This is a genomic window from Actinomadura rugatobispora (genome assembly GCF_055379765.1).
Map to the genome: position 1 here is coordinate 12269782 of NZ_AP029191.1, position 13590 is coordinate 12283371.

The window sequence follows — 13590 nt, forward strand, 5'->3', positions numbered from 1 at the left end:
GTGGGGGGTCGGCTCTACGCGGCCGGGGGGACAGTCAGGACCTGGGTCTCGGTGAAGCCGTACAGGCCCCAGATCCCGTTCTCGACGCCGACCCCGCTCCATTTCGCGCCGCCGAACGGCAGGTCGGGGCGGACGCCCGCGCCGTGGGCGTTGATCGAGACCTGGCCGCAGTCCAGGTCGGCGGCGACGGCACGGGCCCGGTCGACGTCGGCGGACCAGACCGAGGCGGTCAGGCCGTAGGGGGTGCCGTTGGCGCGCTCGATCGCCTCGTCCACGTCGCCGTAGGCGATGACGGGCAGGGCCGGCCCGAACTGCTCCTCGTCGACGATCGCGACCCCGTCGGACACGTCGGCCAGGACCGTCGGTCGGTAGAAGTAGCCGGGACGGTCCAGGGGCGCGCCTCCCGCCGCCGCCCTGGCCCCCTTGCCGAGGGCGTCCTCGACCAGCCCCGCGACCCGGTCGTACTGCGGCCGGTTGTTGATCGGCCCGATGCGCGCGCCCTCGACGGTCCCCGCGTCGACCTTGACGGCGCGGGCCTTCTCCGCGAGCGCCTCGACGACGTCGGCGTAGATGCTCCGGGGCGCGTAGACGCGCTTGACCGCGAGACAGATCTGCCCGCAGTTGGCGAACGCTCCCCAGAAGAGGCTGTCGGCGATCCGCCCGGGGTCGGCGTCGTCGAGGAGGATCGCCGGGTCGTTGCCGCCCAGCTCCAGCGTCAGCCGCTTGAGGTCGTCGGCCGCCGTCCGCGCGATCACCTTGCCGGTCGGGGTCGAACCGGTGAAGCTGATCTTGCGGGGCACGGGGTGCGAGGTCATCCGCGCGCCCAGCGGATCGCGGCCCGACACCACGTTCAGCACGCCGGGCGGGAGGGCGCGGGCCAGCGCCTCGCCCAGGGCCAGCGTCGCCAGAGGGGTGTAGGGCGACGGCTTGAGCACCATCGTGTTCCCGGCCCGCAGCGCCGGGGCGATCTTCCAGGACGCCAGCGCCACCGGGAAGTTCCACGGGGTGATGGCCGCGACGACGCCGAGGGGACGGCGGACGACCTCGGCGTAGCCGTTCGCGTCGTCCTGCACGACCTCGCGGGGCACGTCGAGATCGGCGTAGTAGCCCAGCCAGTAGACGGCGCCCATCACCTCCATGCGCGCGTCGTCCAGCGGCTTGCCCTGCTCCGCGGTGAGCAGGGCCGCGATCCGCTCGGTGTCGGCCTGGACCGAAGCGGCGGCCTCGCGCAACGCCGCCCGGCGGCGCTCGTCGTCGCGCCGCCACTCGCGGAACGCGGCCTGGGCGGTGCTCATCGCCAGGTCCAGCTGCTCCTCGGTGCAGTCCGGCGCCTGCGCGAACACCTCGGCCGTCGCCGGATCGATCACACCGAACGTGCTCTTCGCCTCCGCCGGCACGCCGCCGATCGTCATGCCCGGGTCTGCCATACGTCCTCCTCGGGGCCGCCCACGGCCGGGGACACACAAAATATGAGACTCTTAATTCAAGTGCAATACCTCGCCAGATCCGTTTGGTGGCGATCGGAAACAAGACTCGGATTTCGCCTACCTCACGGCAGGAGGCGAAGAACGGCTACAGTGATCCCACCCGCCTGATCCGGTGCGGACCGTGGAGTGAGCGAGGTCGGCGAGCGAGAACCGAAGGCGGACGATGGCGGACGAGGGACAGCGGCGCCCCGGCAAGCCCGGCGGCCGAATGCCCGCGTTCAAGCAGGCGAGGTACCAGCAGATCCTCGACGCCGCCCTGGAGGTCCTGCACGACGCGGAGTACGAGCAGATCAAGGTCGACGACGTCGCACGGCGCGCCGGTCTGGCCAAGGCCACGCTCTACCGCTACTTCACGTCCAAGGACCAGCTGTACGCCGTCGTCCTGCGCCGGTGGGACGAGCATGAGCACCAGCGCCCCCTGCCCCCGTCAGAACCCGGTGCGGCCCGCGTCCGCGGCCGGGCCGAGGCCACGATCGCCGCGTACGAACGGCACCCGCAGTTCTTCAGACTCGACGTCCAGCTCTTCTCCAGCGAGGACGCGGAGGTCAGGGCCCAGCTGTCGGCCCTGGCGGCGCGCACCCACCAGCTGTACGCCGCGGACTTCGCCGCCCACGGGGTCGCCTCTCCGCACGACGCCGCGGCCATGCTCCAGGCGATCGCGCGTTCGGCACTCACGAACGCCGTCTTCCACGGCGCGCCGTTCTCGACGGTCCATAACCGAGTCGCACGCTTCATAGACCTGTACGAGCCATCGGGGGAAGGCCGCCCCGTCCCTGAAACCGCCCCCCTCGCCGAACCGGCCGCGATCGCCGGTGAACCGCTGTCCGGATCCAAACGCCAACGGCACGACCGGATCCTGCGCACCGCCCGGGAGGCACTCGAAGAGCAGCCGTACGAGCACGTCCACATCTCCGAGATCGCACAGCGGGCCGGCATCGCGCTCGGCACGCTCTACCGGTACTTCGCCTCCAAGGAGTACCTCTACGCGATCGTCATCCACGAATGGTTCTTGACCAGCCGCTTCCTGCTGCCCTTCGACGACCTCTCCCCCGCGGAACGGATACGATCACGCATCCGCGCCGCCGTGGACGCCTTCGAGGCACGCCCGCGCTTCTTTCGCCTCAACTCCCTGCTGTACTCCGCCCTGGACCCCGCGGTCCAGGGCGTCATGAGGGCGATCTTCTCCCATGCCAGACGCCTCTTCGCGAACGACTTCCGCGCCCTCGGCGTCGCAGACCCGGACGACACCGCCGCCATGCTCTGGGCCATCCTCCATTCCCTGACGAACGCGGCCCTGTCCTATGACACCAGCTTCCCCGAGGTCCACCGCATCGCCGACGAGTTCGTCGCCCTCGCCGTCCAGAGCACCCGCGCTCCGCTCGCCGCGGACACATAGGTCACGACCGGCCAGTATTCGCCCGTGCGCGAACGCGTCCGGCGTCGGGGGCGCCGCCTCAGCGCGGGAAGGTGAGTTCCCGCGCGTTGTCATGCATGATGCGCCGTTGTTCCGCAGGGGTGAAATCGGCGACGTTGACGAGGAAGTCTTTCGGTGCGGCATAGCCTTCGCCGTGGGGCCAGTCGGAACCGAAGAGAATGCGCTCGACGGGGATGTGGCGGGCGAGATCGCGGACGTCCTCCTCGACGAACGGCGCGACCCAGCAATGTTCGATGAACTGGTCGCGGGGGCTGGTCCTGAAGCCTTCGCCGTGGCCCAGGTAGTCGAGGGCATGCAGCAGCGACGGCACCCAGGCGCAGCCGTTCTCGATGAAGGCGATCTTCAGCTTCGGGAATCGCTCGAAGAGCCGGTGGGCGACGAGGACGTAGGCGAAGTCGTGGACGGTCCTGTGCTTGGTGAGCCCGGAGAACGTCGATGACTGGCCCAGGTGCTGGGTGTCGCCTGGCGCGATGCCGCCCATGTGCGCTTCGCCCCAGACCTCGCCCATCAACGCGTGCACCGGCGTGTACGTTTCGTCCGCGCCGTCGTGGGTGGCGACCACCACGCCTGCCTCCGCGGCCAGATGCCAGAAGCGGTCGAACATGGGGTCGGCCGGTGACCGGTTGCCGTCACGGGTGACGGCGGCACCGTGCCGTATGTTCACCACCCGGGCACCGCGGTCAAGGCACCACTCAAGCTCGCGCAGTGTCGCTTCCGGGTCGCACATGGTGATGAACGGCACACCGAAGATACGGTTCTTGTAGGCGAACCCCCACTGCTCCTCGAGCCACCGGTTGAAGGCCCGGTAGCACTCGATCGCCGCCTCGATATCGGTGTGCAGCAGCGGCTCGATCACCACGCCCTGAGAGGGGAACATCCAGGCGTGTTCGAGGCCCTGAGCATCCATCACCTTCAGCCGGGCGTCGCGCTCGTACCAGTCGGGATGGTCCGATGCCTTCTCGGTGAATCCGGACAGGAAGACCTCCCGGCTGGTACCGCCTTGGAAGTACTCCAGGAACGCGCCGGGCAACGGACGCGGATGCACGTCGGCCGGGCCGGGAAGCGACGTGGTCTGCACGCCGTCCACCAGGTAGCGGACGACCCCGTCGATCTCGGCGAGCTGGACGCCGCGGTCAGCGAACTTCGGGTCGCGGTGGCGCGTGAACGCGTCGCTCGTCTCCCAGTAGTGGTTGTCCGCGTCGAACAGCTTGGAGACCATTGCGCTTGACTCGGTCATGTCGGCTCCCAATCGTCGTCACGCAGTGCCGTGGCGGAGCAGTTCGCCGGGGGTTTCGTCGGTGCAGACGCCGTCGACGAAGGTCGTCCTGCCGTTCACGATGATCCGGTCGTAGCCGACGGCCTTCTGCACCAGCCGCCACTCACCGGCCGGATAGTCGAACAGCCGCTCCTGCGGCAAGGCATCGACCGTGTCGGGGTCGTAGACGATGACGTCGGCCGGCTTTCCCTCGGCGATCGAACCCCGGTCGCGCAGCCCGACGGCCATGGCCGGATAGGCGGACAGGCGCCAGTGCGCCTCTTCGAGTGACATGATCTCGTGCTCGCGCACCCAGTGGCCCAGCAGTTCGGTGGCGAAACGGCCCGTGGTCACGAACTTGGTGTGCGCGCCGCCGTCGCTGATGCCGGGCAGCGCCACGGAGCAGGAGGTCACCTCCCGGACCGCCTGCGTGTCCATGTCGATCATCGTCGTGCCGAACCCCACGTTGAGATCGCCCGCGACGGCGATGTCGAGCATGGCGTCGACCAAGGACTTGCCCTCCCGAGCCGCGATCTCACCGATCGTGAACCCCTCGTAGCGCTCCTTGAGCGCCGGCGCGTCCTTGGCGTCGCTCGTGATCCAGTTCACGGTGATCTCGGCGAGCGGGTAGCGGGCGGCGCCGAAGCCGCCTTCGAGTTCATCGACCGCCGCGCGCAGGGCCGGGCGGCGTCCGGGGTCGGAGAACTTGGCGATCTTCTCTTCGAGCGTGCCGAGGCAGGCGTCCTTCCAGGCGGGGAAGATGTCCATGAGGTTGTAGTTGTCCAGGACGATCTCGGACTGGAAGCGCACGATCTGGGCCGAGGCGAAGACCCGCAGGCCGTCCTTCCGGTTCAGCTCTTCGAGGCGGTCGATGGTCGCGAGGTGGGGGAACTGCGACTCGCCGTGCTGGCTCACCGAGCCGGTGGGCGCCAGCGCGTTCCAGATGATCGGACGGCCGCTCTCCCGGGCGATCAGCGCCGCCGTCTCGAGCTGTCCGGTGATCTGGGTGGTGCCCCGGCCGATCGTGCGCAGCGCCCTGGAGAACGCCGTGACCTCGCGTTCGGTCATCATGTCGGTGACCATCGGTGTGCCGTCGTGGTCGAGCTGGACGTTGTACAGGTCACCCGAGATCTGGGAGCTCCAGCCGGCGCCGCCGGCCTCCATCCCCTCGACGAGAAGCCGGCACATGACCTCCAGTTCCTCGTCCGACGCCCGGTGCGCCTTGGCCTTGTCCACACCGACGACATAGGCGTACAGCGGTGCCAGGGGCACCAGCGACATCACGTTCACGCCCTTGGGCGTGCGGTCGACGCTGTCGAGGAACTCGGGGTAGGAGACCCAGTCCCAAGGCATTCCGGCTCGCATCGTCTTGACCGGCACCGCCTCGTTGCGGGACAGGCTGAGCATCGCGCGGTCCTGGTCCTCCGGCCGACAGGGCGCGAAACCGAAACCGCAGTTGCCGATCAGAACCGTGGTGACGCCGTGCCAGCCCGACATCGTGCACCACGGATCCCAGAAGATCTGGCTGTCGTAGTGGGTATGGATGTCGACCACGCCGGGAGCGACGATCTTGCCGGAGGCGTCGACCACCTCCGCTCCCTCGGAGGCGTCGACGAGGCCGATCTGGGCGATCTTGCCGTCCTTGATCGCCACGTCGGCCCTGTAGCGGGGGGTGCGCAGACCGTCGATGACGGTGCCGCCCTTGATCACGATGTCGTACGCGGCCATCTTGTCGCCTCCAGTGATCCTGACCGTCTCCTTGGAATCGCGCGTGACTCGCAGCGCAAGCTAACATACTTGTTGAGCGTTGAACAAGTAACTTGGAGCCGAGCACCGTGGACAGCGAACCCAGTACTCTGCCGTCATGAACCCGGCCGCACCCCAACGTCGGACTCAGGTCGAGCGAAGGAACGACTCCGAGGAGGCCCTGCTCGAGGCGGCCGCCGATCTGGTGGCCGAGCGCGGCATCGAACGCGCCTCGCTGGCCGGCATCAGCGACCGCGCCGGGGCGAGCCGCGGCCTCGCGAGCCACCACTTCGGGTCGAAGGACGCGCTCATGGCCCGGCTCGCACAGCGGGCGCAGAACACGATCAACGACGCGATGACCGCGGCCGTCACACGAAGTGGGCGTCTCGTCGGGGACATCCCAGGTCTCGAACTCCTGCGAAGCACGGTCGACACCTACCTGGAGCGGTTCGAGAACCCCACCAGCGAGGACCGCGCTCTGATCGTCATGTGGGGCGCCACCTTTCCGGCGGAGGCGTCACCGAAGGGCATGCTCGACGCCGACCAGCGCAGCCACGACGGCTGGACCGCAATGATCGAACAGGGCCAGCGCGACGGCTCCGTCCGGACGGACATCGACCCCTCGATCGGGGCGATACTGCTGCAGGCACTCATTCGGGGCTTGGCGGCAAGCCTCCTCGACTCCCCTCCGGCCGGCAAGGGCCAGGTGCGCGAGGCGTGCCAGGCCTGGATCACCTCAGCCTTCACCGCACCCCATGAAGGCACGACCGCTCCGCCCGGCAGCTCCCCCGGCAGCCCCTGACAAAGCCGCGCTGGTCGGGGCCCACCAACGCTGTAAGTCCGAGGTGCTGGACGCTTCCCGTCAACTCAGCCTTCGGAAGGGTGATCGATACGGGGCGGGAGGGGGCGGCCCTTGTCCGAGTCCGCTCCGAAAAGAGGCGTCGTTCCGGACACGCTGAGATAACCGTCCACACTCTGCCGGACCGAGATTCCGAACCCATCGGTGGTTCGGGTATAGCCCGCGCGCGGGCTGGTATCCCTATCGGTTCGCGTCGGCCAGCCCTTTTCTCGCCAGGCATCCAGCACCAGCTCGAAATACCGGTCGGAGTTCTGGGGGGTGGCGCCGATCACCCAGTACGCGATGTCGAAGAATGCCAGGTGATCAGGATCATCGGCATCGACAGCGGAGGTGATGCCACCATGGAGGCCGGCCTTCGGAAGATCGGGATGTCGTCGCGCCAGCGCCGAGCCGGCCGGGAGGGCCCGGAGTGTCCGGACGAAGTGCCGCAGCAACTGTGCGCGGGCCGCGGCCTCGGTGGTCGTCGGCGCCATATCGTCCTCGTCCCATCGAAAGTTCGGCTGCACCACGGTGCCTGGTCCCCGCCGCGTGCCTGGAGGCCCGTGAGATCTGCACCCTTCCATGGTGCTGCCGCGGTACTCAACCCGGGCCCCGGGGCGGGCGACGACTACCGGCCCCTTCGTGGGCAGCCCCAGAGATCTCCGAAGGCGAGGTCCGCGAACCGGGCCTAGATGGCGAGGACGCGGCTCACCTCGATGCTCACCTGCCCCGCCTCGCTTCCCACCCGTAGTTCCCCTAGGAAGAAGCCGGTCGCGAGCCAGGTGGGGCCGCCTTCGGGCACCTCGAAGACGGGACGGGTGGGCATCGACACGCCGCCGGCCGGGGTGTCGAAGTATCCGAGTCCCTCGTTGATCACGGAGATCACCGCGCCGTCCGCGGAACGGATCTCGTAGCGGGCCCAGACATGCACCGCGCCGTCGGGGCGCACGACGTTCCAGTCGGCGCCGCCGGGCAGCACGGTGCCGGTGAGCGCGGGGCCGTCGACGCTACCGCCGAGGATGGGTATCACCCTGCGGTAGCCGGCGTGGGTCCTGCCGACCTCGCGCGGCTCGCCGACCTCGACGGTGAGGGTGAACGCGGGTTCCAGCGTCAGTGCCATGGGGGCGGTCCTGTTCAGTTGCCGGCGACGGGCAGCACAAGCCGGGACGGTTCGCCGTCGCCGTGGCGGATGGTGTGCGTCGCGGGTTTGAGCGTGGAGCCGGTGCCGGGGTTCTCGCCGGTGCCCAGGTTGCGGGCGAACTGCGGGTGTGACCCGCCGGCGACCAGCAGCCGCAGCCGGTGGCCCGCGCGGAAGCGGTGCGCGGTGTGGCGCAGGGCCAAGCGCACCGGTCCGGGCTCGCGGTCCGGGGCCAGCCGCTGATAGGCCTCGGTGACGTTGCGCGAGCGGCCCTTGGCGTCCACCTCACTGAGCCGGACGAACAGGTCGGCGTGCGGGTTGTCGGTGGAATGCGCCAGCTCGACCTCCGGGCCGCCGAGCACCTCCAGGTCGTGCTCCAACGGGTCGCTGGTGAAGGCGAGCACGTCGGGGCGGGCGGCGAGCCTGCCGTCATCGACCATGCCGCCGCCGGCGAGGATCGGCCCGCCGAAGGTGGGCGTCGGATCCGCGGGGTCGAAGGTGAACGTCGAGGCGGCGTCCCCGGCGGGGGCGGAGGCGAGCAGGTCGCCCCCGTGGTGCAGGTGCAGGGTCTGGGCGGTGCCGGGCGGCGGCCAGGCGGGCAGGTCACGCCACTGGCCGGCACCAGTGACGTGGATCCGCACGGGCGCGGGCCGGCGGCGCCCGCCGCGGCCGGCGATGTGCTCGTCGAGCCAGTCCAGGGTCTGCGCGGTGGTGGTCCGCGCGCCCTTGGACATGACCTGGATGTGCGTCCACGGGCCGATGGTGAGTGCGACGTCGACGCCGCGTTCGTGCAGCCGGGTGTACTGCTCCACGGTCTGGTCCAGGAACAGGTCCTGCCAGCCGCTGATCAGCAGCACCGGCACGCTCGTACGCTCCAAGGCCGCGGCGTGCTGCATCGGCTTCCAGTAGGGGTCGGTGAGGTCGGGGCGGGTGACCCGGTGGCGGTACCACGGTGCCCCGCCGGCGAAGTGCGCCTCGGCCGCGTCGGCCAGCGGGAGGGCGTCCAGGACGGGCCGCAGCCTGCCGCGGCTCCGCGCCCGGTGCACCGCGGCGCGCAGCCCGCGCGCCTCCTCCTGGTGGGCGATCCCGTCGCTCCACTCCAGCAGGTCCAGGTTGAACGCCCCGGTTCCCCAGGCATGCCGGCTGAAGTCATGCGGCCCGACCGAGATCACCGCGGCGGCCAGCTCCGGCGGCGGGTCGGCCAGCAGCGCCCACTGGGTGTGCCCCAGGTATGAGCCGCCGAGGGTGCCGAAGGTACCGCTGAACCAGGGTTGCTCGCGCATCCAGGCGACCACGTCCTGACCGTCGGCGGCCTCGTCGCGCATCGGGTCGAACTCGCCGCCGGAGCCGAACGTGCCCCGGCTGCTGACGAACAGCACGCGGTACCCGCGTGCGGCGAAGATCCGGGCCATGAGCAGCGAGAACGGCAGGGACCTCCCGTAGGGGCCGCGGACCAGGAGGGTCCCCAGCGGCTCGGTGGACGGCCTGTACAGATCCGCGGCGAGCTCGACGCCGTCGCGCATCGGCACCCGCACCGGAGAGATCGTGTAGTCCGGGCGGGCCCGGGTGACCCCGAGCAGCCGCAGGACGAGCCGTTCCGCCCGGCGTCCGGCGACCCGGGCGCCCGACCCGACGATCTGTGCCATACGGCCTCCTCGACGAGCAACGCGTCGACCGATGCTAACACTATCCGGAGGCACTCATTCCGCTTTGTCGGAGCGAGATAGAGTTCCGGCATGCCGACCTCCTCCCCGCGTGCCCCGCGCCGCGACGCGCTGCGCAACCGGGAGCGGGTGCTGACCGCCGCCGAGCGGGTGTTCGCCGAGCGCGGCCTCAGCGCCACCCTCGAGGAGGTGGCGGCCAGCGCCGGGGTCGGCGTCGGCACCGTCTACCGGGGATTCCACTCCAAGACCGCGCTCCTGGAAGCGGTCTTCGAACGGCGCCTCGATGCCGGCACCGAGCTTCTGGACGAGTGCCGGCGGCGCCCCTCGGCCTGGGACGGGCTCCGCGAGTTCCTGCGCCGCAGCCTGCTGCAACAGGCCGACGACCGCGGCCTGCACGAATTCCTCTACACCGTCGACACCGACCGCACCCGCTTCGACCGGCTGCGCGCCCGCATCGAGCCGCCGCTCACCGATCTCATCGAGCGCGCCAAGGCCGAAGGCGCCCTCCGCGCGGACTTCCGGGCCACCGACGTACCGCTGCTGATCCTCATGTTCAGCCGGCTCGCACACACCGACAGGACGCTCGGCCCGCCGATGGCCCGCCGCTACCTGGAACTGCTCCTCAACGGCCTGGCTCCGGGCGCCGACCGCGGCCCCATCGAACCGGCGCTCAGCGACGACGCGCTCGGCGACTGGCTCACCGGCATCGGCAGAGCGAGGCCGTAGACCATACCGACCGTCCGAGGACGCCCCTGGGCACCGGGGCGTCCTCGGACCCGGGCTGATGAGCGCGGTACCTGAGGCCGTTCCGACAGGTCCAGGCCGGTGTGGCCTCGTCAGGCCTCGCTGATCTCCTCCGCCAGCCGGGGCGGCAGCACGCCGGCGTCGCCGCCCAGGTCGCCGGGGAAGATGATCGAGGTCCGGGCGAGGTTGCCGCCGTCGGTCGCGGGCAGGCACACCCCGGAGATGTACGCCGACTCGTCCGAGACCAGGAACAGCGCGGCGTTGGCGTTGTCGCGCAGCGTCGGCGGACGGTCGAGCTTCAGCGGGATCGAGGTCGCGGCGGCGTCCCACGGCTGCATCTGCTCGTAGCTCTTCCCGAGCACCTCGGCATCGGGCGGCATCGCGAAGTTGGCGCTCATTCCGTGCGCCGGGCACAGCGCGTTGACCCGGATGCCGTCACCGCCGAGTGACAGTGACATGCCCTTCACCAGCCCGTTGACGCCGTGCTTGGCCGCGGCGTAGCCGGGGAAGCCCGGGTAGGCCACGTAGCCGGCCATGGAGGAGACGGCGAGGATGGTGCCGCGCCGCTGCCGTTTCATCACCGGGACCGCGGCGCGGGCGGCGAGGAAGACGCCGGTCAGGTTGGTCGCCAGCATCGAGGTGAAGCCCTCGACGGAGATCTCCTCGAACGCCAGCGTGCCGAACCCTTCCTCGGGCACCCCGGCCGAGCACATCAGCACGTCGAGCCGCCCGTAGGTGTCCACGGCCAGTGCGACCGCGTCGACGCTGTCCTGCGGCTCGCGCACGTCCGCCTTGGCCCCCACGGCCTGACCGCCGGCGGCGGTCACCTCGTCGACGACGCGGTCGACGCGTTCGGGGATCAGGTCGGTGACCACCACCGCCGCGCCCTCGGCGGCGAACAGCAGCGCGCTCTCCCGCCCCAGGCCCGATCCGGCTCCGTTGATCAGGACGACCTTGCCGTCCAGCCGTCCGCTCATACTGCTTCTCCTCGTCATTCCGCCCGGCTCAGCGGACCGGGAAGGTGATCGGCAGGCGGATCGCGCCGCGCACGCCGTGGTTGGTGTAGACGACCCGGTCGCCCGGGGTGATCTCGTAGTCGGGGACGCGCCGGTGGAACTCCTCGATCGCCAGCCGCAGTTCGAGGCGGGCCAGGTTCGAGCCGAGGCACCGGTGCGGGCCGGCCGCGAAGCCGACGTGCGCGTTGCGCGGGCGGGCGAAGTCGACGGTGAGCGGGTCGGGGAACGCGGCCGGGTCGGCGTTCGCCGCGGCCCAGACCACCTCGACCTTCGACCCGGCGGGGAAGCTGCGGCCGCCGACCTCGATGTCCTCGGTCACCCACCGGTGGGCCAGGGGCACCGGCGACTCGAAGCGCATCAGCTCCTCCACCACCCGGGGCAGCAGCCCGGGGTCGGCGACCACCCGCCGGCGTTCGGCCGGATGCTCGGCGAACCAGGCCAGCAGGCAGGACAGCGCGGAGGTGACGGTGTCCAGTCCCGCGATCACCAGCAGGTAGCAGACGTCGATGATCTCCTGGTCGGTGAGCCGCCGGCCGTCGTGCTCGGTGGTCAGGAAGCCGCCGATCAGGTCGTCGCGGGGCGGTTGCGCGCGGCGTTCGGCCAGCACGGCCTCCAGGTAGGCGTACATCCGGTCGCCGGCGGCGCGCATGCCGGCCTGCTGCTCCTCCTCGGTCGCCCCTTGCGGCCGGACGACGGCCTCCTTGAACCGCAGGAAGACGGGAAGGTCCGCCGTGGGCAGTCCGAGCAGGTCGATGAACAGGTGGGTGGGCAGCGGCCCGCACAGGGCGGGCATCAGGTCGGCGGAGCCCTCGTCCGCGAAGGCGTCGATCAGCTCGTTGGTGCGGGCCCGGATCACCGGTTCCAGCCGCGCGACGCGCTTGGGCGTGAACAGCGGGTCCAGCAGCCTGCGGTACTTGCGGTGGACGTCGCCGTCCAGGTCCAGGGGGATCAGCGGGCGCTTGCCGCCGAGGTTGAAGTGCACGCCGTCGGTGGCGCGGACCGCCGGATGGCGCAGGAAGTCGGCGACCTCCTGCCGGGCGGCCACGACGAGCGTGCCGTCGCGGCGCACCGGGCAGCCGCTCCCCGCCAGCTCGGTGAAGGCCGCCTGCGGACGCCGCTCGTCCCAGGAGTCGAGTTCGTGCGCGGCGCAGAAGATGGGGAAGGCCGGCTCGTCCTTCATGCTCGTGTCTCCTCGGTCCGGGGCTCGATCGCGATGGCCTGCTCCGGGCATCCGCCCGTCGCCTCCCGCGCCGCCGTGCCCAGGTCCCGGGGCACCGGATCGGCCAGGACGCCGGCGCGTCCCTCGTCGTCCAGATCGAACAGGTCCGGCGCGTTCATCACGCAGAGCGCGTGCCCCTGGCATCGGGTGCGATCCACCGTGACCCGCATACGCCTCAGCTCCTTCCGGGCGCCGGCAGGGATGGCATCCCTGCCGACAAATCAATTGAAATAGCTGAATGATTGCGTGATAGGTCACACTGCCAGGCTCAGCGAGGGGCGTCAAGATATCGCTGCTATCTTCCGGGACCTCGGATCCGGGTCGCGGGTCAGGCTTCCGGGATCGAGGCCCCGCGCAGGATGAAGCCGGACATCTCCTCGACGATCCGTGCGCGTCCCGGCCGGTCCTCGGCCGGGAACAGCGCCTGGTCGAGAACGGACACGCCGAAGATCAGCGCGAAGGCGAACCGCACCGCGTAGGCGGGCTCCATGGTCGTGCCGCCCTTGGCCCCGCTCTCGAGCGCGACCTCGCTCTGCAGGCGGTCGAAGACCTCGCGCAGGAACGACGCCGTCGCGGCGGCCAGTTCCGGCGCGTCCTCGGCGGCCGCCCCCGACATCGCTCCCAGCAGCGCGCGGTTCTCCAGGAGGAGCCGGTACAGGCCGTCGACGAAGACCTCGGTGTCGTGGGCGGAACTGTCCGCGCCGTGCCCCTGCTCGGCCCAGCGGCGGACGTAGCCGGCGACGAAGTCGTGGAACGGCTGGTAGGCCGCCTCCACGAACAGGGCGGCCTTGGAACCGAAATGCCGGAAGACCTGCGCCTGGGTGACGCCCGCCCGCTGCGCGATCTGCCGGGTGGAGACCCGGGCGTACCCGTGCTCGGCGAACAGGTCCCGCGCGGCCCGCAGCACCAGGGCCCGGACCGTCGACGGGCTGCGCCGCGATCTCGGCGGAGGAGAGTCCATCACGGGCCATCATCGCCCATCGGCGTCGCCGGCCCGTCAGGGACCCCGGCCGGCCCCGCGCGATCGTCACCCGCCGGCGGACACCGG

The 13590-nt window shown here is 70.6% G+C and carries 13 protein-coding genes; 3 read left to right on the top strand and 10 right to left on the bottom strand.

Going from position 1 to position 13590, the window contains the following annotated elements:
- Positions 1-14: 14 nt before the first annotated feature.
- On the bottom strand, positions 15-1427 hold the full coding sequence (locus tag ACZ466_RS55120) for an aldehyde dehydrogenase family protein (RefSeq protein ID WP_378283580.1): 1413 nt from the start codon (positions 1425-1427) through the stop codon (positions 15-17).
- Between the two features lie 223 nt (positions 1428-1650).
- Between ACZ466_RS55120 and ACZ466_RS55125 the strand changes: the two genes are divergently transcribed.
- Positions 1651-2883, top strand: coding sequence for a TetR/AcrR family transcriptional regulator (locus tag ACZ466_RS55125; RefSeq protein ID WP_378283579.1), 1233 nt, complete (start codon positions 1651-1653; stop codon positions 2881-2883).
- Positions 2884-2941: 58 nt separating this feature from the next.
- Here ACZ466_RS55125 and ACZ466_RS55130 read toward each other — a convergent pair whose 3' ends face one another.
- The gene (locus ACZ466_RS55130) at positions 2942-4159 is read right to left on the bottom strand and encodes an amidohydrolase family protein (protein ID WP_378283578.1); all 1218 of its coding nucleotides are present in this window, start codon (positions 4157-4159) and stop codon (positions 2942-2944) included.
- An 18-nt stretch (positions 4160-4177) separates the two neighbouring features.
- Complete coding sequence (locus ACZ466_RS55135; protein WP_378283577.1) at positions 4178-5905, bottom strand: N-acyl-D-amino-acid deacylase family protein; 1728 nt, start codon at positions 5903-5905, stop codon at positions 4178-4180.
- 136 nt (positions 5906-6041) lie between these two features.
- On the opposite strand from ACZ466_RS55135, the gene ACZ466_RS55140 reads away from it, so the two are divergent.
- Positions 6042-6725: a TetR/AcrR family transcriptional regulator gene (locus ACZ466_RS55140; protein ID WP_378283576.1), complete on the top strand. Its 684-nt coding sequence runs from the start codon at positions 6042-6044 to the stop codon at positions 6723-6725.
- A gap of 65 nt (positions 6726-6790) precedes the next feature.
- On the opposite strand, the gene ACZ466_RS55145 is transcribed toward ACZ466_RS55140, so the two are convergent.
- The 3 genes from ACZ466_RS55145 to ACZ466_RS55155 form a co-directional block, all read right to left on the bottom strand.
- On the bottom strand, positions 6791-7291 hold the full coding sequence (locus ACZ466_RS55145; RefSeq protein ID WP_378283575.1) for a hypothetical protein: 501 nt from the start codon (positions 7289-7291) through the stop codon (positions 6791-6793).
- Positions 7292-7449: 158 nt separating this feature from the next.
- On the bottom strand, positions 7450-7881 hold the full coding sequence (locus tag ACZ466_RS55150; RefSeq protein WP_378283574.1) for a DUF3237 family protein: 432 nt from the start codon (positions 7879-7881) through the stop codon (positions 7450-7452).
- A gap of 14 nt (positions 7882-7895) precedes the next feature.
- Positions 7896-9545, bottom strand: a complete 1650-nt coding sequence (locus ACZ466_RS55155) for a CocE/NonD family hydrolase (RefSeq protein WP_378283573.1) — start codon at positions 9543-9545, stop codon at positions 7896-7898.
- 90 nt (positions 9546-9635) lie between these two features.
- Here ACZ466_RS55155 and ACZ466_RS55160 point away from each other — a divergent pair, with 90 nt between their 5' ends.
- Positions 9636-10289, top strand: a complete 654-nt coding sequence (locus ACZ466_RS55160; RefSeq protein ID WP_378283572.1) for a TetR/AcrR family transcriptional regulator — start codon at positions 9636-9638, stop codon at positions 10287-10289.
- Between the two features lie 110 nt (positions 10290-10399).
- Here ACZ466_RS55160 and ACZ466_RS55165 read toward each other — a convergent pair whose 3' ends face one another.
- From ACZ466_RS55165 to ACZ466_RS55180, 4 genes are all read right to left on the bottom strand, one after another.
- The gene (locus ACZ466_RS55165) at positions 10400-11284 is read right to left on the bottom strand and encodes an SDR family NAD(P)-dependent oxidoreductase (protein ID WP_378283571.1); all 885 of its coding nucleotides are present in this window, start codon (positions 11282-11284) and stop codon (positions 10400-10402) included.
- 28 nt (positions 11285-11312) lie between these two features.
- A complete protein-coding gene (locus tag ACZ466_RS55170; RefSeq protein WP_378283570.1) occupies positions 11313-12503 on the bottom strand; it encodes a cytochrome P450 in 1191 nt (396 codons plus the stop codon).
- The gene (locus ACZ466_RS55175) at positions 12500-12712 is read right to left on the bottom strand and encodes a ferredoxin (protein WP_378283568.1); all 213 of its coding nucleotides are present in this window, start codon (positions 12710-12712) and stop codon (positions 12500-12502) included. Before ACZ466_RS55175 ends, ACZ466_RS55170 begins: the two co-directional genes overlap by 4 nt.
- Before the next feature lie 158 nt (positions 12713-12870).
- Complete coding sequence (locus ACZ466_RS55180) at positions 12871-13503, bottom strand: TetR/AcrR family transcriptional regulator (protein WP_378283567.1); 633 nt, start codon at positions 13501-13503, stop codon at positions 12871-12873.
- Between the last annotated feature and the right edge of the window lie 87 nt (positions 13504-13590).